At 70.7% G+C, this 26,426-nt stretch carries 17 protein-coding genes; 4 read left to right on the top strand and 13 right to left on the bottom strand.

The features are described from left to right. Positions 1–47: 47 nt before the first annotated feature. The 7 genes from AC1U89_RS15040 to AC1U89_RS15010 form a co-directional block, all read right to left on the bottom strand. Complete coding sequence (locus AC1U89_RS15040) at positions 48–1,637, bottom strand: serine hydrolase (protein WP_479900499.1); 1,590 nt, start codon at positions 1,635–1,637, stop codon at positions 48–50. Further along, the gene (locus tag AC1U89_RS15035) at positions 1,634–2,758 is read right to left on the bottom strand and encodes a YkvI family membrane protein (protein WP_479900498.1); all 1,125 of its coding nucleotides are present in this window, start codon (positions 2,756–2,758) and stop codon (positions 1,634–1,636) included. The genes AC1U89_RS15040 and AC1U89_RS15035 overlap by 4 nt, the downstream gene beginning before the upstream one ends. A 10-nt stretch (positions 2,759–2,768) precedes the next feature. After that, a complete protein-coding gene (locus AC1U89_RS15030) occupies positions 2,769–3,824 on the bottom strand; it encodes an N-acetyltransferase DgcN family protein (protein WP_479900497.1) in 1,056 nt (351 codons plus the stop codon). 4 nt (positions 3,825–3,828) lie between these two features. Beyond that, positions 3,829–6,066: a TonB-dependent receptor gene (locus AC1U89_RS15025; protein ID WP_479900496.1), complete on the bottom strand. Its 2,238-nt coding sequence runs from the start codon at positions 6,064–6,066 to the stop codon at positions 3,829–3,831. 167 nt (positions 6,067–6,233) lie between these two features. Continuing rightward, complete coding sequence (locus AC1U89_RS15020; protein WP_479900495.1) at positions 6,234–7,529, bottom strand: peptide MFS transporter; 1,296 nt, start codon at positions 7,527–7,529, stop codon at positions 6,234–6,236. Beyond that, positions 7,526–8,539, bottom strand: a complete 1,014-nt coding sequence (locus tag AC1U89_RS15015; RefSeq protein ID WP_479900494.1) for a dipeptide epimerase — start codon at positions 8,537–8,539, stop codon at positions 7,526–7,528. Before AC1U89_RS15015 ends, AC1U89_RS15020 begins: the two co-directional genes overlap by 4 nt. Continuing rightward, positions 8,539–10,566: a serine hydrolase domain-containing protein gene (locus tag AC1U89_RS15010; protein WP_479900493.1), complete on the bottom strand. Its 2,028-nt coding sequence runs from the start codon at positions 10,564–10,566 to the stop codon at positions 8,539–8,541. Before AC1U89_RS15010 ends, AC1U89_RS15015 begins: the two co-directional genes overlap by 1 nt. Positions 10,567–10,701: 135 nt before the next feature. Between AC1U89_RS15010 and AC1U89_RS15005 the strand changes: the two genes are divergently transcribed. Beyond that, positions 10,702–11,343 (top strand): helix-turn-helix domain-containing protein, encoded by a 642-nt coding sequence (locus AC1U89_RS15005; protein ID WP_479900492.1) that lies wholly within the window; start codon positions 10,702–10,704, stop codon positions 11,341–11,343. 6 nt (positions 11,344–11,349) lie between these two features. On the opposite strand, the gene AC1U89_RS15000 is transcribed toward AC1U89_RS15005, so the two are convergent. Then, entirely contained in the window at positions 11,350–12,351 is a 1,002-nt protein-coding gene (locus AC1U89_RS15000) for an alpha/beta hydrolase (RefSeq protein WP_479900491.1), read from the bottom strand. 76 nt (positions 12,352–12,427) lie between these two features. Here AC1U89_RS15000 and AC1U89_RS14995 point away from each other — a divergent pair, with 76 nt between their 5' ends. Next, positions 12,428–12,817: a helix-turn-helix transcriptional regulator gene (locus AC1U89_RS14995; RefSeq protein WP_479900490.1), complete on the top strand. Its 390-nt coding sequence runs from the start codon at positions 12,428–12,430 to the stop codon at positions 12,815–12,817. A gap of 52 nt (positions 12,818–12,869) precedes the next feature. On the opposite strand, the gene AC1U89_RS14990 is transcribed toward AC1U89_RS14995, so the two are convergent. Both AC1U89_RS14990 and AC1U89_RS14985 read right to left on the bottom strand, forming a co-directional pair. Then, entirely contained in the window at positions 12,870–19,220 is a 6,351-nt protein-coding gene (locus tag AC1U89_RS14990) for an autotransporter domain-containing protein (protein ID WP_479900489.1), read from the bottom strand. A 283-nt stretch (positions 19,221–19,503) separates the two neighbouring features. Continuing rightward, entirely contained in the window at positions 19,504–19,740 is a 237-nt protein-coding gene (locus AC1U89_RS14985; RefSeq protein ID WP_479900488.1) for a hypothetical protein, read from the bottom strand. Between the two features lie 385 nt (positions 19,741–20,125). On the opposite strand from AC1U89_RS14985, the gene AC1U89_RS14980 reads away from it, so the two are divergent. Together AC1U89_RS14980 and tpiA are read left to right on the top strand one after the other, a co-directional pair. After that, the gene (locus AC1U89_RS14980; protein ID WP_479900487.1) at positions 20,126–21,976 is read left to right on the top strand and encodes a phosphoenolpyruvate carboxykinase (GTP); all 1,851 of its coding nucleotides are present in this window, start codon (positions 20,126–20,128) and stop codon (positions 21,974–21,976) included. A 61-nt stretch (positions 21,977–22,037) separates the two neighbouring features. Then, positions 22,038–22,793 (top strand): triose-phosphate isomerase, encoded by a 756-nt coding sequence (tpiA, locus tag AC1U89_RS14975; RefSeq protein WP_479900486.1) that lies wholly within the window; start codon positions 22,038–22,040, stop codon positions 22,791–22,793. 4 nt (positions 22,794–22,797) lie between these two features. On the opposite strand, the gene AC1U89_RS14970 is transcribed toward tpiA, so the two are convergent. Genes AC1U89_RS14970 through AC1U89_RS14960 form a run of 3 tightly spaced genes read right to left on the bottom strand, consistent with a single transcriptional unit; the run spans position 22,798 to position 26,302 of the window. Then, positions 22,798–23,808: a cupin-like domain-containing protein gene (locus AC1U89_RS14970; protein WP_479900485.1), complete on the bottom strand. Its 1,011-nt coding sequence runs from the start codon at positions 23,806–23,808 to the stop codon at positions 22,798–22,800. Positions 23,809–23,840: 32 nt separating this feature from the next. After that, positions 23,841–25,184, bottom strand: coding sequence for an alpha/beta hydrolase family protein (locus AC1U89_RS14965; RefSeq protein ID WP_479900484.1), 1,344 nt, complete (start codon positions 25,182–25,184; stop codon positions 23,841–23,843). Further along, positions 25,181–26,302, bottom strand: a complete 1,122-nt coding sequence (locus AC1U89_RS14960) for an endo-1,4-beta-xylanase (protein ID WP_479900483.1) — start codon at positions 26,300–26,302, stop codon at positions 25,181–25,183. Before AC1U89_RS14960 ends, AC1U89_RS14965 begins: the two co-directional genes overlap by 4 nt. Positions 26,303–26,426: the final 124 nt, after the last annotated feature.

Raw genomic sequence — 26,426 nt, 5'->3', positions numbered from 1 at the left:
ATTTTCTGATCAGAGAATTATATCTCGTATAGAGAATATCGTCGGCGTCACGGCTGACCGGCCCTCGGCGTGAACAGCAGGTCCTGGTAGTCCCAGCTGAAGTCGGCGATCGGCGAGACCGGCTTCATCGTCACGCGCTGGACCGCGCCGTCGGCGTCCAGGCCGAACGTGACGTAGGCCGGCTCCAAGGTCTTGTCGTCGAAGCGGGTGACGAAGGTGTCGTACTGCCAGTGCTCCAGCCTGCCGGCCATGCGCGGCGTCGACTTGAAGTCGATGCGCAGGCCGTCGGCGCCTTGGGTCACCGCGATGTCGCCGTACCAGGGATCGGCGTAGGTCCCGGCGTATTTCGCGGTCGGCAGGGACGGGCCAACGCCCGCCGGCTTGGCCTGGACGCCGCCCAGGTTCTTCAGCGCCCCGGCCACCAGCTGCTTCTTGTAGGTGATGTAGCGCTCGGTCCACGGCTCGGGCTTCAGGTCCAGATAGTGGTCCAAGAGCTCGTACATCAGGCCGCGCGGCAGCTCGCCGTCCTCGCTGTTCAGCTCGATCGAGAAGCCGACGTTGCGGCTGGGGATCAKCACCACCACGGTCTTGAAGCCGAACACCGCGCCGCCGTGCCAGACGATCTGCGTCCCGCGATAGTCCTGCAGCTCCCAGCCCAGGGCGTAGAGCGAATAGGTCGGCTTGGTGACCTCCATGCCGGCTGGAACGGGATCGAGCGGCTGGATCGTCTCCGGTCGCCACATGGCGTCGTGCTGGGCCTCGCTGAACAGGCGCTTGCCGTCGGGCAGCGCGCCGTGGGCCAGCTGCAGCTTCAGCCACCTGGCCATGTCGTTGGCGCTGACGGCCATGCCGCCGGCCGGGGCGGCGCTGGTCGCCAGCTCCTCGCGCTCGTCGAGCACCTCCTGGGTCCCCGCCCCGCGCAGGCCGCCGTCCATGCGGGCGTGCGGCTGGGCGCGGTTGGCGATAGCGAAGCGGCGCCCGTCGGTGGTGGCGCCGGTCATGCCCGCCGCCAGCAGCACGTGTTCGCGCGTGTAGTCCTCCCAGGTCTGGCCGCTGACCGCCTCGATCAGCTGGCCGGCCACCATGTAGAGGACGTTGTCGTAGGCGAAGCCGCTGCGGAAGCTGGTGGCGGGCTTGAGGTAGCGCAGGCGCTTCACGGCCTCGGCGCGCGGGATGTTGCTGCGCGGCACGAACAGCAGGTCGCCCTGCCCCAGGCCCAGGCCGCTGCGATGGACCAGCAGGTCGCGCACGGTCATCTCGCGCGTCACCCACGGGTCGTACATCTGGAAGCCCGGCAGGCGGTCGGCGACCTTGTCGTCCCACGACAGCTTGCCGTCATCGACCAGGGTGGCCAGGGCGGCCGTGGTGAAGGCCTTGCCGGTCGAGCCGGTCATGAACAGGGTGTCGGCGTCGACCTTCTCGGGCGCGCCCAGGCGGCGCACGCCCCAACCCTTGGCCAGCACGGTCTGGCCCTCGTCGACGATGGCGATCGACAGGCCCGGCGCGCCGACCTTCTGGCGCAGTTGCTCGACATGGGCCTCGAAGCCCTTGGGCGGCTGGACGACGGGGCCGGCGCCGGCCCCGACAGCGGCAAGCGGCGCGGCCTGGAGGGCGGCGGCGAGGATGAGGCTGATCATGGGACCTCCGGAAGCAGGGCGGGACGTCGTCGGAAGAGTTGGAGCACGCCCACCGTCGCCAGCGGCGCGACGTAGAGGGCGATCAGGGCGTAGGCCAGCAGGCGATAGCCGCCGGCGATCAGGCCGACCAGCCCGACCCGCTCGGCCAGCACCATGCAGAAGACCAGAAGGGTCAGGGCGCACAGGGCCCGGGCCCGGACGCCGAAGGTCCGCCCCAGCCGGGCCTGGAAAGCGCCGGCGACGCGCTCGTTGATGGCGTGGACCGCGCCCGTGCCGCTCTCCAGCAGGGCGGCGAAGACCATCAGCTGGAACAGCAGGCGAAACACGGGCAGGTCCAGCTTGGCCAGCAGCACGTCCGACGGCAGGGCCGCCCCGCCGATCTCCGGCGCATAGGCGCACATGCTGACGAAGAAGACGAAGGCCGGGATCATGGCCAGCGGCCCGGCGATCAGGCCGGCGGTCACGGCGTCGCGGTCGCTGAGCAGGTGCCGGGTGATCGGCAGGACGACGATGGCCCCGATGATGTTGTAGCCGGCATAGGTGGCGCCGCCGACCAGGGCGTCGGCCCCGACCCGGACCGGGACGGCGAAGGCGGCGGCGATGTCGTGGCCGAAGGTCGTCAGGGCCAGCACCAGGAAGACGCCGTAAACGCCGTACAGCAGGATCGAGACCCAGGCGAACAGCTGCTCGACCAGACGGTTGCCGAACGCGGCGAACAGGGTGACCCCCGCCAGCAGGGCCAGCATGCCGGCCCACCGGGGCGCGGCGAACACGGCGTGGCCGATCTCGCCCGCCGCCGCGCCGAACACCGCCAGCACCAGCACGACGAACAGGGCGTAGGCCAGCTCGAAGGCGACCCAGCCGCGCCCCAGCAGGGCCTTGAAGAAGGTGCGATAGTCCCGCGCCCCGCTGGCCCGCGCGAACAGGAAGGTCAGGACGCACATGCCGCTCCAGACCAGCGTCGCCAGGGCCAGGCCGGCCAGGCCACCCCAGGGGCCGGCGGGCAGGAAGAACTCGGCGATCTCGCGTCCGGTCGCATAGCCGCCGCCGATGACGGCCGCCTTGAAGGCCAGGCCGGGCAGCAGCCAGCGGCTGAACCAGCCGGACGCCTTGGCGATCATGGGCGGCCGCTCATGCGAGGCAGGCGTCCAGCAGGCGCTCGAACGCCGGCCCGCCCCGCAGGGGGTCGGCGGTCGGCAGGCCCAGCCGCGCGGCCGTCGCCTCGATCTCGGCCCGGGCCGCTTCGGGCGAAAGCTTGCCGGTGTTGAGGCTGATCCCCGCGCAGCGGATGCTCGGACTGGTCACCCGTCCCAGGGCCAGCGTCGCGGCGATCACCGCCTCGATCGACGGGACGGCGTGGCCGGGATGGCCGAGGATCTCGGTGCGGCCCGGCTCGTGGCAGACCACGAACACGTCCGGCTGGCTGCCCTGCAGCAGGCCCACCGACACCGCGCCATAGCCCGGATGCAGCAGTGAGCCCTGTCCCTCGATGACGTCGATGTGGCTGGGCGCGGCGGCGGGACTGAGCATCTCGGCCGCGCCGGCGATGAAGTCGGACACTACCGCGTCGATCGGCAGGCCCGTCCCGGCGATCATGATCCCGGTCTGGCCGGTGGCGCGGAAGTCGACGTCCAGCCCCCTGCCCTTCAGTCCCCGCGTGATGGCCAGGGCCGCGTACTTCTTGCCCAAAGCGCAGTCGGTGCCGACGGTCAGGATGCGGCGTCCGGACCGCGGCTTGCCCGTGCCGACCGGGATCCCCGCCGGCGGCGTGCGCACGTCGATCAGCCGCCGGCCCGTCCGCGCGGCCGCCGCCTTGAGCTCGGGGATGTCCGACAGGCGGGAATGCATGCCCGAGATGATGTCCAGCCCCGCCTCCAGCGCCTCGACCAGGCCCGCGATCCAGGCCGGCGGGATGACCCCACCGACATTGGCCACGCCGATCACCAGGCCCCGCGCCCCCTCGGCCGCGGCCTGGGCGGGGGTCAGGGCCGGCAGGCCGGTGGTGACACCCGCCCCGGGCAGGGCGAACTCGCCGACGCATCGCTCGGCGACCCAGTCGCGCAGGCCGAACGCGGTCTTGGCGTAGCCCGGCTCGACCGTGTCCCCGAGGAACAGCAGGTAGGGCGACGGCAGGCCGCCCTCCTCCTTCGAGGCCTCGTCACGCGGAACTCTGGCGATGGCGCTCATCCGATCAGAAGCCGGCCGTCAGGCTGACGCCGATGGTGCGCGGCCGGATCACGCCCGTCCCGATCGCCCCGCCCGGATAGATCGGCAGGCCGCTGGAGGTCACCGCGCTGGTCGAGGTCTTGCCGTCGGAGTCGGTCAGGTTCTTGACGTACGCCTCCAGCTCGACCTGGCCGAAGCTGATCCCGGCGCGCAGGTCGACCACTTCATAGGACGCCACCTTKCGCTGCCGACCGTTGGCGGCCTGGAAGTCGGCGTCGTAGGCGCCGGTCTGCTTGCCCATCACCCGCAGCGAGGCGCCGACATAGGCGTCCTTGCCGTCGATCGTCCAGCTGTAGTCGCCGTTGAGACCCAGGCTGACCTTCGGCGTGAACGGCAGCTGGTCGCCCTTCTTGCCGCCGACCAGGTCGCTGGTGTCGCCCGACAACTTGGCGTCGGTATAGGCGCCGTTGGCCGACACGGTCAGGCCGGAGGTCAGCCGCGCGGTGGCGTTGAACTCCACGCCGTTGCTCTTGGCGTCGGCGCCGTTGGCGTTGATGCCGAAGTTGTTGACCACGGTCAGCAGCTGGATGCCCTTCCAGTCGATGTGGTAGGCCGACAGGTCCAGGCTGAAGCGGTGATCGGCGCTCTCGCCCTTGTAGCCCGCCTCGTAGCTGGTGACGGTGTCCGGATCGAAGCTGGCCGGGGTGCCCGCCGGGGCGCTGGGCGGGATCACGTTCGGACCGCCGGGCCGGTAGCCCTTGGCGATCCGCGCGTAGATCGCCCGGCGATCATCCAGCTTGAACTTCGGCGCCAGCGAATAGGTGAAGACGTTGTCGGACGAGCGCAGGTCGCTGGCGACTGGCGTCCCGCCGGCCAGCACGCCGTCGGCCTCCTGGGTGGCGCTCTGCTTGTTGTGGCTGTAGCGGCCGCCGAGGTCGACGTCGAAGCGATCGCCCAGATGCAGGGTGGCGTTGGCGAAGCCGGCGTATTCCTTGTAGCGCGAGTACAGGTTCAGCTCGGCCAGCAGCGGCAGGGTGGTCAGCCTGGTCAGGGTCCCGGGCTGGACGGCCACGTACTCCTGGAAGATCAGGCCCTTCTCGTCGGTGAAGTAGCCGCCGACTAGCCAGTCGAAGGCCGAGCCGGGGTTCGAGGCCAGGCGGATTTCCTGGGTCCATTTCTCGTTGTTGGTGTCCTGGCCCAGATAGAGCTCGTTGGGTTCGCCGAACACCAGCTCGATCAGGGGGCTCAGGAACGTCGCGTCGTCGCTCTTGTTCTGTTTCAGGCTGCTGTAGCTGGTGGACGAGGTCAGGGTGGCCGCGCCGAAATCGTAGTTCAGCACGCCGTTGTAGACGCGGTACTTGATGTCCGAGAAGCTCGGGACGAACTGCGACAGGGTCGGCCGGCCGTACAGGGTCTTCAGGGTGTCCGGATCGCTCTCGACCTCACCCGAAGCGTCGGCCTTGATGTCCTGGGCCATGGCGGTCAGGCGCAGGTCGAAGACGTCGTTCGGCTTGAACAGCAGCGAGGCGCGACCGCCGTAGACCTTGCCGTCGTTGATGTTGCTCTCGACGTCCGAGCCGCCGGTGCCGATCGAGTCGATGAAGCCGCCGTCCTTGCGGTAGAAGCCCGAGGCCCGCACGGCCACCGTTTGGCTCAGCGGGACGTTGACCACCGCCGTGGTGCGGTAAGACAGGTCGCCGCCCTTGGTGTCCTCCAGCGCGACCTGGGCCTTGGCGCTATAGCTGCCGGTGTCGGGCGCGTTGGTCACGAACTTCAGCAGACCGCCCATCGAGCTGGCGCCGTACAGCGTGCCCTGCGGGCCGCGCAGCACCTCGATACGGGACACGTCGAAGGTGTCGAAGTCGCCGGCCAGCACCCCGCCGTTGACCAGGGCGCTGCTCGAGCCGAACGGCGTCTCGTCCATGTAGACCGCCACGGTCGAGGCCACCCCGCCGGCGTTGACGCCGCGAAGGACCAGGCGGCCCTGGCCCGGCGTGGCCTGGACCAGCTGCAGGCCGGGAACCAGCTTCAGGTAGTCGGTGAAGTTGGTGGCCTGCTGGGTCTCCAGCGTTTCGCCCGACACCACCGAGATGGACTGCGGGATGTCGATCAGCGTCTGCTCGCGCTTCTGCGCGGTGACGACGATCTCCTCGACGGTGGTCACGGCCGCCCGGGACGCCTCGTCGGCGGCGAGGGCCGGGGTCTGGGTCAGCAGCGCGCCGATGGCGCTGGAGATCATCAAGGTCGTACGACGAAGCTTCATTTCATTCCCCCTCGTTGAAGCGCCCGACGTCCCCGGAGCGGTGATCGCTCCCATCGGCGCTGGGGTCCGCTCGGGTTTTCCCGTGCTCGACCCACCCATTACGCAAATGTAATCCTAATTAGGTCACTGTTATCCCAATCAGAGAATTGTCAATGACGATTGCGCGGCTAGGCGGACGGTCCGTGCGCTTCGGCTTTGCGCGCCCAAGGATCGATCAGCCGCAGCAGGATCGAGGCCGTAACGGCAAGCCCCGCCAGCAGGGCGAAATAGGCCGTGTGGGGCATCCGGCTCCACAGGGTGCCCACCAGGCCGGCGCTGAGGCTGCCGGCGAAGATCGTCAGGTACCAGGCCGCCACCGTGGTCGCCCCGAACCCGGGCGGGGCCAGGCGCGCGAACAGGCCCAGGCCCGTCGGCAGGATGAACAGCTCGCCGAAGGTGTAGACCCCGAAGAACGCCACCAGCCACAGCCAGTGCGCCTTGCCCCCGGTCAGGGCCGAGACGGCGCAGAGCATCAGATAGGCCCCGGCCACGATCAGGGCCCCGGTCGCCATGCGCAGGGCCGGCGAGGTGTCGCGCCCCGCATCGGCCCGCTTCTTCCAGCCCGCCAGCAGCATCGGCGTCATGGCCATGACCAGCAGCGGGTTCAGCGACTGGAACCAGGTCATCGGCACGGTCCAGGACCCCAGGGTCCGGTCGACGCCGACGTCGGCCCACAGGGCCACGGTGTTGCCGGCCTGCTCGTAGGCCCCGCGGAAGACGGTCACCGACAGGGCGACGGCCGCCAGGACCAGGACGGTCGGCAGGGCCATGCGCCCGCGCGCCGCCTCGGTCGAGCCGGGCCCTGAAGGCGTGACTTGGACCCTGCCCTGCTCGGCCGGCAGGTAGCGCTGGCCCCACAGATAGATCAGCAGGCCCGCCAGCATGCCCAGGCCCGCGGCCGCGAAGCCGACGTGCCAGCCGAACACCTCGCCCAGGGTCCCGCACAGCAGGGGCGCCAGGAAGCCGCCGATGTTGATGCCCAGATAATAGACGTTGTAGGCCCAGCCCCGCCGGGGATCGCCCTCGGCGTAGAGGTCGTTGATCTGGCTGGGCAGGGTCGGCAGGAACAGGCCGTTGCCCAGGGCGATGGTGGCCAGGGCGACGTAGAGCAGGTCCGGGAAGCTCATCATGAAGTGGCCGGCGGCCATGACGCTGGCGCCGATGATGATCGCMCGGCGCTTGCCCAGCAGGCGGTCGGCGATCACCCCGCCGACGATCGGCGTGAAATAGGCGCAGGCCGTATAGGTCCCGTAGATCAGGGACGCCGTGCCCTGGGCGATCAGCAGCTGCTTGGTCATGTAGTAGACCAGCAGAGCGCGCATGCCGAAGTAGGAGAACTGCTCCCACATGTTCGTCAGGAACAGGACGGTCAGGCCGCGCGGCTGACCGAACCAGGGCGGGGCGTCGAGCGCGCTCCGGCTCATGCGGCGGCCGCCGAGGCCGGAGCGCCCCAGACCTCCTCGCCGGCCCAGACGGTCCCGTCGCGATAGACGACGCCGGGCGGACGGTCCTGGGCCAGGAAGGTCGGGCCGTCCAGGTCGACCAGGTCGCAGACCTGGCCCAGAACGAAGCCCGGGCCGGTGGACAGGCTGGTGCCGACCATGGTGCCGACCATGACGCCCAGGCCCAAACGCCGCGCCTTGGCGGCCATCAGCAGGCCCTCGGTCAGGCCGCCGCACTTGTCGAGCTTGATGTTGATCACCTGGAAGCGATCCACCGCCGCCGCCACGTCKGGCAGACACACCGCGCTCTCGTCGGCGGCKATCGGGATCGGGCTGTCGAAGCCCTCCAGCTCGTGCTCATGGCCCCGCGCCAAGGGCTGCTCCAGCAGCGAGACCCGCTGCTCGACCAAGGTCTCGACCAGGGCGTCCAGGGCCGCGCGGACGAAGCCCTGGTTTCCGTCGACGCCCAGCCAAGCGTCGGGCCGGGCCGCGCGGATCGCCCGCACCCGCGCCTGGTCCAGGGCCAGGTCGCCGGTCAGCTTGATCTTGATCGACCGCGCCTGGGTGTAGCCGACCGCGCCCTTGGCCATGGCCTCGGGGCTATCGGCCCCGAGGGTGAAGGTGGTGCGCAACGGCCGGGGGGCGTCCAGCCCCGCCAGCCGCCAGACCGGCTGGCCGGTCACCGCCGCCTCCAGCTCCCAGAGGGCGCAGTCGACGGCGTTGCGAGCCCCGCCCGGCGGCAGGATGAAGCGCAGGGCCTCGCGGGTCGGCCAGGCCTCGATCGCCTCCCGCACCGCCTCGATCTGGGCCCGCATGCCCTCGACCGTCTCGCCCAGGAAGAAGACCCCGGACGCCTCCCCTCGCCCTCTGGCCCGGCCGTCCGACAGCGTCACGACGATGATGTCGGACGTGTCGAACACGTGGCCGGCGATCCGGAACGGCTGGGCCAGCCGCAGCGTCTCGCTGGCGATGTCCAGGGTCAGCCGGCCCATCAGTAGTGCACCGACATCGCCAGGAGGTGGAAGGTCGCGGCGACGTACAGCAGCAGCAACGACGCCAGCAGCATCAGCACGCTCCACAGCTTGCGCGCCCAGCCGCGGCCGTCGGTCCAGGTCAGCCACAGGTTCCAGCCCGCGGTGACCAGGGCCAGCGGCAGCACGACCCAGCCCAGGCCCTGGAGCAGCAGCAGCACCCCGTCCATCCCGCCGGCCATGGCCGCCGCGCTGGAGGTCAGTTTGGTCACGCCCACGCCCCAGCCGACGATCAGGGCCAGCAGAAGGCCCGCCCCGCCGCGCGCGGCCCGCGAGGCGGTCAGCGCCTTGCCCGAGATGTCGGCCTTGGTCTTGTAGCGACGACGCACCAGGGCCACGACCGGCCAGTAGAGGAAGGTCAGCAGCAGGACGCCGACGCTGACCCCGATAGCCGGCAGCAGCCAGGCGCCGTCCTGGCCCGCCGGGATGCGGTCGAAGACCATGAAGGGCGAGCCGAAGTCCCAGCTCCAGCGGACGGGCTTGCCGTCGACCACCTGGGCGGCCAGGCGATCGTGACCGCCCACCTCGCGCCAGACATAGGGAGCGATCTCGACCCACTCCTTCGGGCGGCCGTTGGGGCCCAGCAGGCTGGGGACGATCAGTTCGCCCTTGGGCCCCACCGCGACCTTGGCCTGGCCCATCATGTAGAACAGCGACAGGAAGGTGCTGTCGGCGCGACGGCTGACGTCCCACGTGCCGGCCACGGCCTTGGCGTGCTCGGCGGCGGTCTTGGCGTCGACCTTGCCGTCCGCCGCCGGGGCGATGGGCGGCAGGTAGCGGTCCGAGAAGTCGCGGAAGATGGCCGTGCGCAGCACGCCCGCCGCCCCCTCGCGCCCGCCGCTGTTCAGCGACAGGTACAGGCCCACGCMGTCGTTCAGGTAGAGGTGCAGCGAGGAGTGGAAGCCCTCGGTGTCGCCCAGGTGGCCGATCACGGTGCGGCCGTTGATCGAGGTCTGGAAGAAGCCCAGCTCCATGCGGTCCAGCGGGCCGATCAGCGAGCGCGGATTGACCTTGTCCACGGGACTGTCGTGCATCAGGCGGGCCGTTTCAGCCGACAGGATGCGCTGGCCGTCCAGCTCGCCGCCCTGCAGGTGGGCGATCATGAACCGGCCCATGTCGGCGCCGGTGGACGAGGCCGAGCCAGCCGGGAACGGGCCGACGATCTCGAAACCCTTCGAGGGCTTGCCGGGCTTGTCGTAGCCCGTGGCGTCATGGCCGGCCAGGTTCGCGGGCAGCGGCTGCCGGAACGTGGTGTTTTCCAGCTTCAGCGGCCCCATCACGTGGCGGTCGAGATAGTCCTGGAACTTCTCGCCCGACACCCGCTCGACGATGTAGGCGGCCAGGGCCGTGCCGTAGTTCGAATAGGCCGGCGTCACGCCCGGGTCGAAGATGCGCTTGGGCACGTGGTTCTTCAGGTAGGCGCCCAGCTCCGGCTCGGGCTTGCCATAGAAGATCAGCTCCTTGACCACCTCCTCGAAGCCGGCCGTGTGGGTCATCAGCTGGCGGGTCGTCACTGGTTTGCCGTCGCGCGGCGGAATCTTGAAGTCGAGATAGGTGTTGATGTCGGCGTCCAGGTCGATCTTGCCGGCCTCGACCTGCTGCATCACGGCCGTCCAGGTGAACAGCTTGGAGATCGAGCCTGGACGGAACAGGGTCTTGTAGGGATCGACCGGCGTGCGCTTGTCGCGGTCGGCGTAGCCGAAGCCCCGCGTCGTCAGGATCTGGCCGTCCTTGACCACCGTGACCACCGCGCCGGGGATGTCGCCCGTGCGCAGGGCGTAGGGCATGTAGCCGTCCAGCCAGAGGTCGACGTCGGCCTTGGTCAGGGCCGGCGCCGTGCTCGGGGCGACCGCCGGGGTCGCCGCGGGCGCGGCGGCCGCCTTGGCGACCGGCGGCGGCGCCGTTTCCTGCCGCGTCTGGGCGTGGACGGAGCCCAGCCCCGCCACCAGAGCGCACGCCGCGATCGCGGCCCCCTTGATCGTTCGCATTCCTTGGCTCCCCTCACCTGCCGGTAGGATTGCCCCCGCTCGGCCCAGCCGATAGATTGGGAATGAACAATCCTGATCAGGACAATTGCTATCCTGATTGGAAAATCCGTCAACCGCCTTGAGGAGTCACGGCGCTTGCCTTCCAACGCCCACACGCTCGGAAAACTGCTTCGCGGCCTGCGGGACCGGGAGGGTTGGACCCTCAAACAGATGAGCGAGAAGAGCGGCATCCCCGTCTCGACGCTCTCCAAGGTCGAGCACGACCGGCTGACCCTGACCTACGACAAGCTGCAGCTGCTGGCCCAGCGCCTGGGCCTGCGGATGTCCGAACTGTTCGCCGAGGAAGAGGCCAACCAGCCCCAGACGGTCACTGCCCGGCGCAGCCTGGGCGAGGTCGAGCGCGCCGTTCGCGTCGAGACCCCGAACTACGACTACTATTACCTGTGCACCGAGCTGCGCGGGAAACGCATGATCCCGGTGATCACCAAGATCCGCGCCAAGAGCGCCGAGCAGTTCGGCGACCTGGTCCGCCACGCAGGCGAGGAATACATCTTCGTCCTGAAGGGCCGGATCGTCGTGAACACCGAGTTCTACGATCCGGTGGTGCTGGACCAGGGCCAGTCGATCTATCTCGACTCCAGCATGGGCCATGCCTACCTGGCGGCCGAGGGCTGCGACGAGGCCGAGGTGCTGGGCGTGATGTCCAGCGAGGACGAAGAGCTGATGAAGGTCCTGCTCGACATCCACGAGGACCAGAAGCAGGGCCGCCCCGCGTAAGAGCGCCTACCGAGCGCCCACCCGCCGCTCGTCCAGGCGTCGCCGGATGAAGCCCGCCGCCAGCTCGATCGACTGCCGGGCCTTGGGCGTGTTCATCCGCTCCCAGAAATGGGTCTCGTCGGCCCAGTGGCGCAGGGTCAGGTCGCCGCCGACGTCGCGCACCTTGTCGGCCAGGCGCATCGAGTCGTCGTAGAGGATGTCGGTCCGGCTGGCGTGCACCAGCAGCGGCGGGAAGCCGTCGAAGCTGCCGAACAGCGGCGAGGCGATCGGCTCGATCGCCGAACGGCCCTGCAGGTAGAAGTGCGCGAACATCGCCAGCGACTCCATGGTGTGCGGCGAGGTCTTGGCGATCGAGGCGGCCATGACCGACCAGCTCTGCAGCGACAGGTCCAGCCAGGGCGACAGCAGCACGATGCCGGCCGGCATCGGCTCGCCCCGGTCGCGGATCACCTGGAAGGCGGCCATCATGATCGCCGCCCCGGCCGACTCGGCCAGGGCCACCACCGGCTCGTTCGGCCGATGACGCTGCTGCCAGCGCCAGGCCTCGACGATGTCGTCCACGGCCGCGGGACAGGGATGCTCGGGCGCCAGGCGGTAGGACGGCGCGTAGACGCTGGCCTCGGCCGCCGCGGCGAACCGGCCTACCAGCTGGCCGATCCTCGGGCTGCGCTCGGCGACGAACGAACCGCCGTGGACGTAGAAGACCGTGCCGCGCGGCGCCTTGTCCCGCGGGGCGAACCAGTCGGCCCGGGTGGGCGGCGCGGGGGCGACGTAGTCGGGCGTCTCGCTCCAGGTGGCGTCGACCTCCAGGGACGGCAGCACGCCGTCATAGCGGTCGTGCCAGGCCCGGGCCTTGCGCAGGAACTCGGCGAACTCGGCCTCGCCCTTTGCGTGGCAGGCCAAGCCCTTGCGCAGCTGGCCCATGATCACCCGCTGGGCGATGGCGTAACTGGCTTTTTGTCGGAAGTCGGCGAACGGCCTGCGCGGCGTTTCCGGCGCGGCTTTCATTTCGACCAGCCCTTGACGCGGGACGGCCGCTGTAATCGATACCATTGTAACGCGAACGCTCCCCAGGCCACGCTTTGTGTCAAACAAGAAACAACAAGACGCCCTGTTCGACAACCTAAAGCCGCTGACGCGGGTCTATCCGAGCCTGGAGGCGCGGCTGGCCAAGGCGGCTGCGGACGGCCATCCCTATGTGCTGCGCGCCCTGGAAATCTTCGGACGCGCCAAGGGCCGCTCCGAGGAGCAGGCCCTGGCGTCCTACCGCGAGGACCACGGCCTGACAGAGGCCGAGGCCAAGCTGGCCTATTTCCTGGTCGAGGGCGGCACCCTGGCCGGCTACGCCCTGATCACCAACCTGTCGCGCAACACGGTGCGCTCGTACCTGAAGTCGGTCTTCAGCAAGACGGGCGCGACCCGTCAGGCCGAGCTGGTGCGGATGCTGGGCGAAGACCGGTCGAGGACGCGCTAGGCGCCCTCGACCGTCCCCCCAGGAAGCGTCCCAAGAACGCCTCCCCCCAGCCCTAGAAGCGCCAAGCCCCGCCGGCGCGGATGGCCTGGGCCTCGAAGCGGTCGCCGTAGGTCCCTTCGTAGGTGACCCCGAACCGCGCCCGATCGCCCGACACCAGGTCGGCTCCCAGCTGGACCGCCAGGGCGCCGGCGTCGGACTTGGCGCCGCTGATCACGAAGCGGGTCGTCCCGCTGGCGAACGCGTTGGCGGTCTGGCCCGCCAGGTCGCCCGTGGCCATGCGCCAGGCGACGGCGGCGCGCGGCCGCAGGACCGAGGTCGCGCCGAGGCCGAACTCGCCCTTCACCTTGACCCCGACGTCGACCAGGCCCAGCTCGCGGGTGACGCCTTCGACCTTCAGCGCCGCGAAGCCGCCGGTTTCGTTGAAGTCGTCGCTCTTCACGCGCAGATAGCTGCCCGCCACGAAGGGCTCGACAACGCCCGCGCCCAGGGCCACCGGCGCGGACACCTGGCCGAACACCTGGCCGACGGTGGCGTCGTACTTGCCCTTCACGCGGTCCTGGGCGCCCGGGAACACCACCACCCGCTCGGCGTCGATCGACGACCAGGCGTAGGCCGCGCCCACGTCGGCGCGCAGCGGTCCGAAGACGCTGGCGGCGTAGGCCGCGACCTGGCCATTCTTGCTTTCGGCCCGACTGTTCCGCGCCGAGACCGTCCCGTCGGCCTCGCCATAGGCGGCCGCCAGGCCCAGGCGGGTGTCGCCCAGCACCCTGTCGCCGCCGACCGCCAGACCCGCGCCGCTGACCTTCAGGCCCGCCGCGCCGGCGCCGGCGTCGACCTTGCTCCACCCCGCCAGGACGTCGCCCCAGCCGCCGGACACCTCGGCCGGGGCCGAGGTCCGGGCCTGGATCGCCTGCCGCAGCCGGCCCGCCTCTCCCGCCAGGACGGTCGAGACGTCGGCGTAGATCTGGCCGTCCAGGGCGGCGTAGCCCTGGGCCGACCCGCCCGCGTTCTGGGTGACCAGGGCGTCGTAGACCGGCGCGCCCAGGCCCAGGGCCTCGGCCGCGTCGGCCACGCGAGCCTGGTTCGAGGTCGTGGCGAAGCTGGCGAACCGGATGTCGTTGCGCACCAGGTTCAGGCGCACGGCGTTGGCCGTGTAGGTCAGGCTGGGCGTCAGGAACGCCATGTCGCTGGTGACGCTGGAGAACCGCCCCGTGATCCCGCCCGCCGAGGTCAGGATCCCGTACTGGCTCAACCGGGCGTACTGCGAGGCCGGGCCGCCGGCCAGCACGGCGACCTTGGCGCCGCTCTGGATGGTGGTGGCGCCGCCCACGACGATCAGGTCGTGCTCGCCGGTCGGCAGCACCTCGACCTGGTAGGTCGAGCCCGCGGCGAAGGTGAAGTCGCCGGCCACGGTCAGGGTGCCGGGCGAGTTGCCGGGTGTGACCTGGCCGCCGCCCTGCACGACGACGTCGCCGCCGATCACGCCCGAGCCGCCCAGGGCGCCGGCCGCGCCCACGGTGACGTCGGAGGTCACCGAACCGTTGACCTTCAGCTTGCCGGCCGTGACCGTGGTGTCGCCGGTATAGGTGTTGGCGCCGCTGAGCTCGATCACGCCGCCGCCGGTGACCGTGAACGAGCCCGAGCCGGTGATCGAGCCGGCGAAGGTGGTGCTGCCCGACTGGTTGACGGTCAGGGCGCCGCCGCTGATGTCGACGCCGCCCGTCGCGCCGCCGCTGAGGTTGGTGATGGTCTGGGTCAGGCCGCTGAGGTCCAGCACGCCATTGTCGACCTGGACCTGGGCGGTCTGCGGCAGATGCAGGATCCGCACCGAGCCGCCCTGGACGGTGGTCGTGCCGGTGAAGCCGTACTGGCCCGACAGGGTCAGGCGCGCGGCCCCCTTCTTGACCAGCTCGCCCGCGCCGGTGATGTCGCCGCCGTAGTCATACTCGTCCGACCGGTTGAAGATCGTCGTGCCGGCGACTGCCAGGTCGCCCGTCAGCTCGCCGGTCGTTCCGCCGTCGCCGATCTGCAGGGTCGCGCCCGACGCCACGGTGACGTCGCTGGTCATCGAGCCCTTCAGCAGCAGCACGCCGCCCGACACGGTCGTCGGCCCGGCGTAGGTCGCCGCGCCCGACAGGGTCAGGGTCGCCGCGCCGGACTTGACCAGGCCGCCCGCGCCGCTCAGGTCGCCCGAATAGCTCGTGGCGTTGACCTGGGCCACCGTCAGGGTCCCGGCGCCGATGTCGAGGTCGGCGTCGCCCGAAAGCCCGCCGGTCTTCTTGGCGCCCGAGCCGAGGGCGAAGGCCTCGCCCATCAGGGCCAGGCGGGAGTCGGCCGACAGGTTGGCGATCGTCACCAGGCCGCCGCCGTTGACCAGCATCCCCGTCCGCGAATAGGCGCCCGACAGGGTCAGGTCGCCGCCGCCGGCCCAGATCACCTGGCCGCCCGCGCCCGACAGGGCGTTGGTCAGGGTGTAGTCGCCGTCCTGGCCCAGGAAGAACTGGCCGCCGTCGACCTTCAGGCCGCCCGCGAAGCTTCCCGTCGTTCCATGACCAGCGACCTTCACCGTGCCCAGCCCCGCGTCGTCGACCGCGTAGTCGGCGCCCACGACCACGACGCCGCCGGTCTGCTCCAGGCCGCCGCCGATGTCGGTGACCACGTGCAGCTCGCCGCCGCTGACCCGGGTCGCGCCCGTATAGGTCCAGGCGCCGGACGCCAGCATGGCGCCGGACTGCAGCTCCACGTCGCCCGTCCCGCTGATCGAGAGCGTGCCGCTGTCGGCGTAGAGGCTGTCGTCGAAGCTGCGGGAGATCAGCGTGCCGTCGTTGTGGACCGATAGGCCCGCGCCCGGCGTCGTCGTCTCGAGCCAGGCGTTGCGATCCTGCTTATCGTCGATCCGCAGGGTCGCGCCCGACGCGATGGAGAGGCTGTCGGCCTGCAGCAGGCCGGTCAGGGTCCAGTCGCCGGTCGCGACCGTGGCGGTCTCGAAGTTGAGGACGCCGCTGAACGTCTGGCTGGCCGACTGTTGGCCGGAGGTCCCCTTCAGCACCAGGGTGTCCAGCCCCGCCCCGCCGTCGACGGCGCCGGCGAAGCTGGCGCCGGTCAGCAGGGTCAGGGTGTCGTCCCCGCCCGCGAACTTGACCGCCAGGGCGCCGGGCGCCCCGCCGATGTGGCCGGCCGTGGTCAGGCTGGCGCCGTAGCCGGCGGCGGGCGAGCCCGAGCCGCCCGGCACGGGCACGGCGCGGAACTCGACCCCGACACCGCCGGTCGCGGTGATCGAGGCGTCGGCTCCGACGGTCATTTCGGCCTGGTTCAGGGCCGAGACCCGGACGCCGATCAGGGCGCCCGAGGTTTGACCGGTGACGGTCAGGGTCGCGTCGTGGTCGGCGAACAGGTCGATGGCGATGCTGCCCGTCGCCGTGGCGACCGCACGCCCGGAGGTCACCGTCAGATCGCCGCCGTTATACGCCACCGCCTCGAGGGCCCGAGCGTTGGCGCCGGTGATCTCGGCGTCCTGGCTGACGATCGTCACCCTGTCGCCACGGCCGGTGACCGCCACCGTGCCGTCGCTGCTGGCGCGCGCCTTGCCGCTGTTGATCTCGACCTCACCGCCGGTGGACTGGGCCCAGACCGCCGAGGCGTACTGGCCGACCACCGCCGAGTCGGCGCTGGTGACCTTCACGTGGCCGCCGTTGGTCGAATAGCCGCCCACCCCGTCGGCGGTGAAGCCGCCGTGCAGACCGGTGTTGGCCGTGCGGGTCACGTTGGCGTCGATGGTGATGTCGCCTGTCGTGCTCTGGGCGAAGACACCGACGTCGCCCTGGGTCCCGGCCGAGACCGTCCCCGTGGTGACGTGCACCGCGCCCTCGCGGCCGTAGACCACCACGCCGGTCCCGCTGGCCGTGACCTTGTCGGCCGAGACGTCCACCGTGTCCTTTCCATAGACATAGAGGCCCACGCCGTTGCCGGCCGTGATCTCGCCGGCGTCGATGCTGATCGGGCCGGCATAGTCGGCCCAGACGCCCATGGCGCCCGAGCCGGTGGCCGAAACCTTGTCGGCGACGATGCTCAGCGTCCCTGCCCCGCCGGCCGGGACGTGCGGCGTGCCGAACACCAGCGCCCCGTCGGAATCGACCATGATCCCGTGGGCGTTGGCGCCGGTGGTGGCCACCTCGCCGCTGTGGATGTCGATGTCGCCGTTGGACCAGGCGTAGATGCCGCGCGCGGCGTCACCTGAGGTGTGGACCGAGCCGCTCTCGATCGAGGCGCTGGCCCCGCGGGCGTAGAGCCCGGTCGAGCCCTGGCCGGCGGTGGTCACCGAACCGCTGTCGATCGACACCGCGCCGGTCTGGCTGATCGCATAGACGCCGAAGGCCGAGCGGCCGGTCGTCTGGGCGTCGCCGCTGGTGATGCTGATGTCGCCGCCGGTCGAGATCCCGCCCACGGCGTCGGCGGTGAAGCCGGTCAGCATGTCGCCCTGGGTCTTGGTGGTCTGGGCGCTGATCACGATGTCGCCGCTGGTGGTCTGGGCGAAGACGCCTACGTCGCCCTGGGTCCCGGCCGAAACCGTCCCCGTGGTCACGTTCACCGCGCCCTCGCGGCCGTAGACCACCACGCCGGTGCCGGTCGCGGTCACCTTGTCGGCCGAGACGTCCACCGTGTCCTTGCCGTAGACGTAGAGACCCACGCCGTTGCCGACGGTGATCTCGCCGCTGTCGATGCTGATGGGACCCGCGTAGTCGACCCACACGCCCATCGCCCCGTTCCCGGTGGCGCTGACCTTGTCGCTGACGATGGTCACCGTCCCAACGCCGCCGACCGGGACGTGCGGCGTACCGAACACCAGCGCTCCGTCGGAATCGACCATGATCCCGTGGGCGCTGTTCCCCGTGGTGGTCACCTGGCCGCTGTCGATGGCGATGCCGCCGGTCGTCCAGGCGTAGATGCCGCGAGCGCCGTTCCCCGTCGTGCTGGCCGAGCCGCTGGTGATGTCGATGTCGGCCGTCTTGTTGAAGGTCAGGGCCATGATGGCGTCGGCGGCGTTGGACCCGCTGGGCGCGCCGGTGGTMGAGGCCACGTCGCTGCGGATCGTCACCCCTTCGCCGCCGTTGGCGTAGATCGCCCGGCCGCCCGCGCCGGCCGCCGTGGCCGTCCCGCTGTCGATGCTGATCGCGCCGTTGCCCGCCGAGGCGTAGATCGCCCAGGACTGGGCGCCCTGAGCGCTGGCCGTGTCGCTGGTGATGTCGATGTCGCCCAGGAAGCTCTGGGCGCTGATGGCGTTGGAGAACACCTGGACACCGCCCACGGTGATCGCGCCGCCCGCGGCCGAGGCCTCGCCGCTGTCGATCCTGATCGACCCGTCGCCCCTGGCCAGGATCGCCGAGGCGCCGTCGCCCGTCGCCGTCGCATGCTGAGAGGTCACGTCCATCAGGCCGCCCGCCTCGACGCGGATGGCGTCAGTGTAGTGGGTCGTACCGTCGTTGGTCACCTTGCCATGGGTGGTCGTCGTGTCAGCCACGACCTTGGCTGTGCCGCCGGCCCGCACATAGACGCCGTAGGCCCCGTCGCTGGCCGTGGTGACGGTCCCGCTCTCGACGGACGCGTCGCCCGCCAGAGCGGTGGCGGTCACGCCCAGGAAGCCCACGCCGCTGGTCGACAGGTCGTCGACCTTGACGGCGACGTCGCCGTTGTAGCTGCGCGCGCCGATCCCCTGGCCGAAAGAGGTGTGGCCGGCGGGACCGACAGCCGGGCCCCCGGTCCCGACGATGTGACCGGCGGTCACGGAGACGTCGCCGAAGCCGACGGCCCCGATGACGCCGTTGGCCTGGCTGGTCGAGGCTTCGCCGACCACCACCGTCACCTTGCCCCCGCCCGTCGGCGTGGCGCTGGGACCGTCCAGCGAACGGGCCAGGACGATGCTGCCGCCCAGACCCGAGGAGGAGATCGTGTCGATCTCGACCGTGACGTCGCCGGTCTTCGATTGGGCCGCGACGCCGGACGTGTAGACCCCGACCGTCGAAACCTCGCCGGCCTTGACCTTGACCGCGCCGCTGTCCGACAGCGCGACGATCGCGTCGTTGGTCATCTGGTTGACCATGTCGGTTCCCGACGTGGCCGCCTTGGTCACCGTGACGTCGATCGCGCCGCTGGTGGTGGTGACGAACAGGCCGGGGGCTTCGTTTCCGCTGGTCGAGATGTCGGCCGCCACGACGCTGACCTTCCCGGCCCCGCCGACGACATCCACCGCGATCGCGCCGGAATTGGACGTCGCGGCCGGCAGGTTCAGGATCAGGTCATCGATCGTCGTGTAGCTGACGCCGGTGGTGACGGGCGCCGGACAGGTCACCACGCCGGCGGCGGGCGGGCCGCACTCGTCGGCGGCCAAGGCTGCTGCGGGCTGCACCAGCAGAGAACATCCGAGAGCCGTCCCCGCCAGCCACAGGGCTCGCGGACTGCGCGGACTCTTGCCGCGGCTATGTTGGATTCCCGACATATTTCACCCCATTTAACCACTTATGCGCACGCCGTTCCCCGAACAGCGACCGCCCGAGCTAGCGAGGGGCGGGCCTGGGCCACAACCCTCGTTTGGGGGGTGTGGGCGCGAACGCGTCGGCGCGTGATCCGTGGGACCCAGGGTGTTCGAAGGCCTCGAACCTCGACGGCGCGAGGCCTTCTGGGCGCCGAGCCTAGGCCGTGGGGCAGAGCTGGTCGGCGAGCGCCATCAGCAGTTTCAACGCCTTGGCGACGGCCGGCCCGACGCCGGGAATCAGCGCGATGACCGGGAGCAGCGCCTTGATGCTGGGGGCGATCGACCGATAGGTCTTGCACAGATCGTCGCCGGCCGACGCGCCGAACGCCTCGGCGTCGGGCAGAGCCGCTTCGATCTGGTCGGCCAGCGCCAGGGCTTCCTTATTGCTGAGCATGGAATTTCCTCCGTCCAGGATGGCGACCGCGCCGAACCGCCGGCGGGCGACGCCCCTTCCGGTGAAGATGCGGAGGGCGGAAGGCGGACGCTGTGCCGCCGGTCACACGGACGGCGTGAGTTTCCACACGGGTCCCGACCGCCTCGATTCGCCCCGGAAGGCTGCGCGAAGGCGGTCATTTCGGCGCGGCGACGGCTGCGCTTCGGGATCGACTTCCTCCTAAACGGGCGCCGGGCGCGAAAACATGCCACCCTCGCGGCAACTGGCGCCCTGTTTTTCAACGACAACGTTGTCATTGAAAACATTGGTCTTTTCCCCTCGATTCCTCACGCTATGGTGCGCGCAAGGCGAGCAATAGTTTCGCCAACTTGCAGCAGGACGTGAAATGCAGAACCAAGGGCTGGGCGCTAACGCGCCCCCGACGAAACACGCGCGTCTATTGGCCTGGGTCGACGAGGTCGCCGCCCTGACCAAGCCGAAGGCCATCCACTGGTGCGACGGCTCCGACGCGGAATGGGCCGCCCTCACCGATGAACTGGTCGCCCTCGGCACGCTCAAGCGCCTCAATCCCGAGCTTCGCCCCAACTCGTTCMACGCCGCCTCCGACCCGCGCGACGTCGCCCGCGTCGAGAGCCGCACTTTCATCTGCTCGGCCGACCAGGCCGACGCCGGTCCGACCAACAACTGGCGCGACCCGGACGAGATGCGCCGCACGCTGAACGGCCTGTTCGACGGCTGCATGCGGGGACGGACGATGTACGTCGTGCCCTTCTCCATGGGCCCCGTCGGCTCGCCGATCAGCGCCCTGGGGGTCGAGATCACCGACAGCGCCTATGTCGCCGTCTCGATGCGAGTGATGACCCGGATGGGCCGGGCGGCCCTGGACGCCCTGGGCGAGGATGGCTTCTTCGTGCCGGCCCTGCACACCCTGGGCGCGCCCCTGGGCGAGGGTCAGGACGACGTCGCCTGGCCGTGCAACGACGACAAGTACATCGTCCACTTCCCCGAGAGCCGCGAGATCTGGTCCTACGGCTCGGGCTACGGCGGCAACGCCCTGCTGGGCAAGAAGTGCTACGCCCTGCGCATCGCCTCGGTGATGGCCCGCGACGAGGGCTGGCTGGCCGAGCACATGCTGATCCTCAAGCTGACCTCGCCGGCCGGCAAGGTGCGCTACGTGGCCGCCGCCTTCCCCAGCGCCTGCGGCAAGACCAACATGGCCATGCTGCAGCCCACCCTGCCCGGCTGGAAGGCCGAGACCATCGGCGACGACATCTGCTGGATGCGGTTCGGGCCGGACGGCCGTCTGTACGCGATCAATCCGGAAGCCGGCTTCTTCGGCGTCGCGCCGGGCACGGGCGTCAAGACCAACCGCAACGCGGTCGACACCCTGCATTCCAACTGCGTCTACACCAACGTGGCCCTGACCGCCGACGGCGACGTCTGGTGGGAGGGCCTGACCGAGACCCCGCCCGAGGGACTGACCGACTGGAAGGGCCGCGCCTGGACGCCGGAGAGCGGCGAGCCCGCCGCCCATCCCAACGCCCGCTTCGCCGTGCCCGCCGGCCAGTGCCCGGTGATCGCCGACGAGTGGGAGGACCCGGCCGGGGTGCCGATCTCGGCCATCCTGTTCGGCGGCCGCCGCGCCTCGGCGGTGCCGCTGGTCACCGAGGCCTTCGACTGGGAGCACGGGGTGTTCCTGGCCTCCAACGTCGCCTCGGAAGGTACGGCGGCGGCCGAGAACAGCATCGGCGAGCTGCGCCGCGATCCCTTCGCCATGCTGCCGTTCTGCGGCTACAACATGGGGGACTACTTCAATCACTGGCTGAAGGTCGGCGCGTCGGCCGATCCGGCCAAGCTGCCCCGCATCTACTTCGTCAACTGGTTCCGCAAGGACGAGCGCGGCAAGTTCGTCTGGCCGGGCTATGGCGAGAACAGCCGGGTGCTGAAGTGGATCGTCGACCGCCTGGAGGGCGAGGCCGAGGCCATCGACAGCCCGATCGGTCGTCTGCCCGCCCGCGACGGCCTGGACCTGACGGGCCTGGACCTGACCGACGCCCAGCTGGACCTGCTGCTGACCGTGGACCCCGAGATCTGGCGCGCAGAGGCCGCCCTGATCCCGCCGGCCTACGAGACGTTCGGGCCCCGCCTCCCGCCCGCCCTATGGGAACAGCTGGCGGCGCTGGGCGCGCGACTGGCCCGCCACGACCACCCCGCCAAGATCCCCGAACCGGCCTGACCGCCCTTCCCTCGCCCTTTGAAGACACAGGCGCCGGGCAGGACCGGCGCACGGAGACCGAATGCAGCTCGCTATGGATAAGCCCGCCCGGAAGTTCGTGGTCGGAAACTGGAAGATGCACGGCGGCCGCGACGCCCTGCCCGTCCTGGACGCCATCGAGGCGGCGGCGCGCCAGACGCCCGCCGTCGACGTTGGCGTGGCCGTCCCCGCCACCCTGATCACCGCCGCCTGGCAGGCCGCCGACGCGCTGCACGTCGGCGCCCAGGACATCCATGCCGCCGACAAGGGCGCGCACACCGGGTGCCTGTCCGCGCCGATGGTCAAGGACGCCGGCGCGGCCTTCACCATCGTCGGTCACAGCGAGTGCCGGGCGGGCCGCCAGGAGAGCGACGCCGAGGTGCGCGGCAAGGCCGAGGCGGCGCGACGGCACGGCCTGTCGGTGATCCTGTGCGTGGGCGAGGCGCTGGACGTCCGCGAGKCCGGCCTGGCCGAGACGGTGGTCGGCGCCCAGCTGGAGAACTGCCTGCCGGCCGACGCCGACGGCGACTGGCTGTCGGTGGCCTACGAGCCGATCTGGGCCATCGGCACGGGTCGCTCGGCCACGGACGCGGACATCGCCGCCATGCACGCCGTGCTGCGCGAGACCTGCCGCGCGACGCTGGGTCCGGCCGGCGACCGCATCCGCCTGCTGTACGGCGGCTCGGTGACCCCGGCCAACGCGGCCGGCATCCTGGCGACCCCGAACGTCGACGGCGTGCTGGTGGGCGGCGCCAGCCTGACGGCCGAGACCTTCCTGCCGATCATCGCCCACGCCTAGGCGTTCAGCCGAGCGACCGCTTGAGGAAGGCGCGGATGTTCTGCGCCAGGCGCGGCGTCAGCGGCCCCAGCACGCCCTTGCGCTCGTCGGGCAGGTGGGCGGCGGGATCGCCGTCAGCCTCGAACAGGTAGTGGTCGAAGATCGCCCGCCAGGCGTCGCGCTGCGGCTTGGGCAGGTGGCGCACGGCCAGCAGGCCGTGGACCAGCACCTCGAACGCCGACCCGGCCTCGGGCGGCAGCTCGCGCCACCAGTAGTTCACCAGCACGTTGAAGCGGGCGAGCGACTGGACGTGGTGCCACCAGGCGGTGGGGATGTAGATGGCGTCGCCGGGACCGAGCTCGGCCGAGCGGCCGTGCTCGATCGCCTCGGCGAAGCGCGGATAGCGGTCCAGGTTGGGCGCCTCCAGCTCGACCATGCTGATCGGCTGACCGGCCAGGGTGAAGTCCAGCGGCCCGACATAGAGGTTGGCCGTCTGCTCGGGCGGGAACAGGGTGAAGCGCCGGCGACCGGCCGTCACCACGGCGATGTTGTCGGCCATGTCGTAGTGGGTCTGCACCCTGACGGCGTTGCCGAACCAGATGCGCGGCTCGACCGGCACGGCCAGCAGGTCGTGCGTGTTGGCCTCGGCGAAGCCCGGCAGCACCCGCTCCGTCGGGGCCGAGCCGACATAGACCGACGGCGGGTTGGCCTCGGCGCCCAGGGCCAGGATGTCGTCGACGATGGCCGAGACCCCGCCCTGCCGCCGCTCGAAGTTCACCGCCCGCTCGGCGTCGCTGTAGAAGAAGCGTCCGTTGATCTCCGGCGCCCCGACGAAGGCCTCGACGGCCACGCCCTTGTCGAAGCCCTTGATATAGGCCGCCGCCGCCGCCGGTCCCTCGAGACCGGCCCGGGCCGCCGGCCAGTCCGCCGCGAAGCCGCGCAGCACCACGGGCCGGTAGGCCGGGACGATCTCGGCGCGCAGGATTTCCCGCGTGACGTTCGAACGCTCTTCGAGGGGCGGAAAGGACAGGCTCATGCGACGCTCTTGCGGGACTTGGCGAAACGAACTCAGGGGCGCTCAAGATAGCGCGAAGCGAAGTCCAGGAAGTAGGGCCAGTTCGGGCCGGGCGTGTGACCGCCCTCGTGCTGCCGGAACGCTAGCTCGCCCTCGGCCACCAGGGTCAAGGGCTCGGGGAACACCGTGACGCCCAGGTCGCGCGCGCCCAGCAGCCGGTAGACCGGCCCGGCGGCGACGGCGGCCATGAACATGCCGCGCGAGTCCACCCAGCCGTCGGCCTGGTCGTTGCCGACGCTGATGAACAGCGGCCGGGGCGCGCACAGGGCGATCAGTTCGTGGGCGTCGACAGGCAGGTCGTCGACGGTCAGCGGTCCGGCGTAGCGCAGGAAATTGCCGGCCATCCAGTGGTACTCGCCGCTGGCCGCCAGGTTCTCCAGCTGCTCGCCGCGCTTGCGCCGATGCAGCTTGGCCCCGCCCTCCCCCGACGAGGCGACCAGGCCGGCGGCGAAGCGCTGGTCGTAGGCCATGGCCACCAGGGCGGCCTTGCCGTAACGCGACAGGCCCTCGATCGCCACGCGGCGGTCGTCTACGGCGGGATCGGTGGCCAGGAAATCCAGCACCCGGCTGGCGCCCCAGGCCCAGGCGCGCAGGGCGCCCCAGTCGCCAGGCGCGCGGGGACGGCCGTGATTGACCAGGCCGATGACGCCCCGGCTCAGCCCCGCGCCGTTGTCGGGCTGGACGCTGGTGGGGTCGAGGATCGCATAGCCCCAGCCCCGCGCCAGGACCAGGTCGCGCCAGTCGGGCCCGGGCGGCGCCGGTTTGCCCTTCATCCAGGGCGCCCCGTCGGGGAAGCCGAACTCCAGAACCAGGGGCCGCCTCCCCTTGCCTTCCGGCGTGACCAGCAGCAGGTCGAGACTGACCGAGACGGCGGGCCAGGCGCGGTTGTCCAGGTCGCCGGCCAGGCGTCGCTCCAGCACCGCCACGCCGTTGCGGACGTCGCGCTTCTCGCTGACCACCCGCCAGCGGACCGCCGGCGTGCGCCTGGGCACGCGGCCGTGCTCCTCGCGCGAGAACAGTTCGACCAGTTGCGGACGGCGGCGTTTCCACCAGTCGTCAGGCGTCGCCACCGGGCGGCCGTCCGGGAAGACCAGCGGGTCGGGCAAGGGACTGAACGGCCCGGCCTTGGCCTCATCCTGGTTGACGAAGTTGGGGGCGGCGGAGTTGTAGCCGTCGACGCCCGGCCGCAGCGTCTTGATCCCCAGCCGGTCCAGCATCAGCCTGTGGTCCTGCTCGGCGGTCAGGCCGCCGGTGGACCCCGAGGTCTGGGCGCGCGGCGCGGAAACGCCGGCGAAGGCCGCCAGCGCGGCGCCGAGCAGCGCCGCCCGGCGGTTCACGCCCRCACCGGCGCCGCCCGGAACGCCGCCGCCACCGCCTCGCGCAGCGGCTTGGGCTTGTAGGCGTCGTCATAGAGCGTGGCGCGCTTGGGCAGGCCGTCCTTGCGGGGCGTGAAGCCCTGCAGCMAGGAATATTTGTCGACCATGCCCCAGGCCAGGACCTCCTTGGTCTGCCGGTAGTCCAGCATCAGGTCGAGATAGGCCTTGGTCAGCGCGGCGCCCGCCGCGTCGCGACCGGCGACGTCGCCCGGCAGGTTCTGGTCGTTGACGTCGAATTCGGTGATCAGCAGGTCGTAGCCCATGCCCGTGGCCTCATCGAGGAAGGCCCGCCAGGCCTTTTCCTGCGGCTGGCCGAGAATGGCCGAGGCGCCGGGATCCTGGGTGCCCAGGTGGCTCTGGACGCCCAGGGCGTCGACCGGCGTCCCGCGCTTGCGGAAGCCTTCCAGCAGCTTCAGCACGCCGGCGCGGTGCGCCTCGTTGCCGGCCTCCCAGCCCATGTAGTCGTTATAGACCAGCCGGGCCTTGGGCGCGGCGGCGCGGGCGGCGTGGAAGGCGACGTCCAGGGTCCGCTCCTGGCCCATGGCGTCGGAGAAGACCGTGCGGCGGATCGCGCCGTCCTTGGGATCGATCGTCTCGTTGACCACGTCCCAGCTCTGGATCTGCGGATAATGGGCCACGACCTTGGCGATGTGGTCGGTCAGCATGGCCTCGGCGTTCTTCGCCGCGGCGGGGCCCGTTCCGAAGTCGTAGCTGTTGAGCCAGGCCGGGAACCACTTCGGGTGGTGCCACAGCAGGGTGTGGCCGCGCAGGGCGATGTCGTGGGCCTTGGCGAACGCGGCGATGCGGTCGGCGCGCTCGAAGGCGAAGGTCTTGGCGTCGGGCCGCAGGACGTACCACTTCAGCTCGTTCTCGGGCACCAGCACGCCGCACTCGTCGATCAGCACCTGGCGATAGCCGGGATCGTTCAGCGTGCCGTTCTTGCCCGTTCCGACCGCGCTGCCGAACCGGAAGCCCTTGGCCTTGGCCAGGGTCGCCAGCGAGGGCCCAGCGGCGCTTTCGGCGGCATGGGCCAGGCCCGGAGCCGCGCAGGCCGCCGCGGCGGCGGCCCCCAGCTCCATGAAACCTCGCCTGGAAAAGACTGAGCGGCGGAACGTCACGATGAAGCCCTCTCAAGAACACCGCGCAACGTCGGGAACGTTGCGCGGTGAGTTTTGGGATAGAAGAAAATGCGCCGGAACGCCT

The organism is Caulobacter sp. 05T431 (assembly GCF_056665975.1).
The sequence above is the reverse complement of the archived record's forward strand: the minus strand, read 5'-3'. Positions and strand labels throughout refer to the sequence as shown.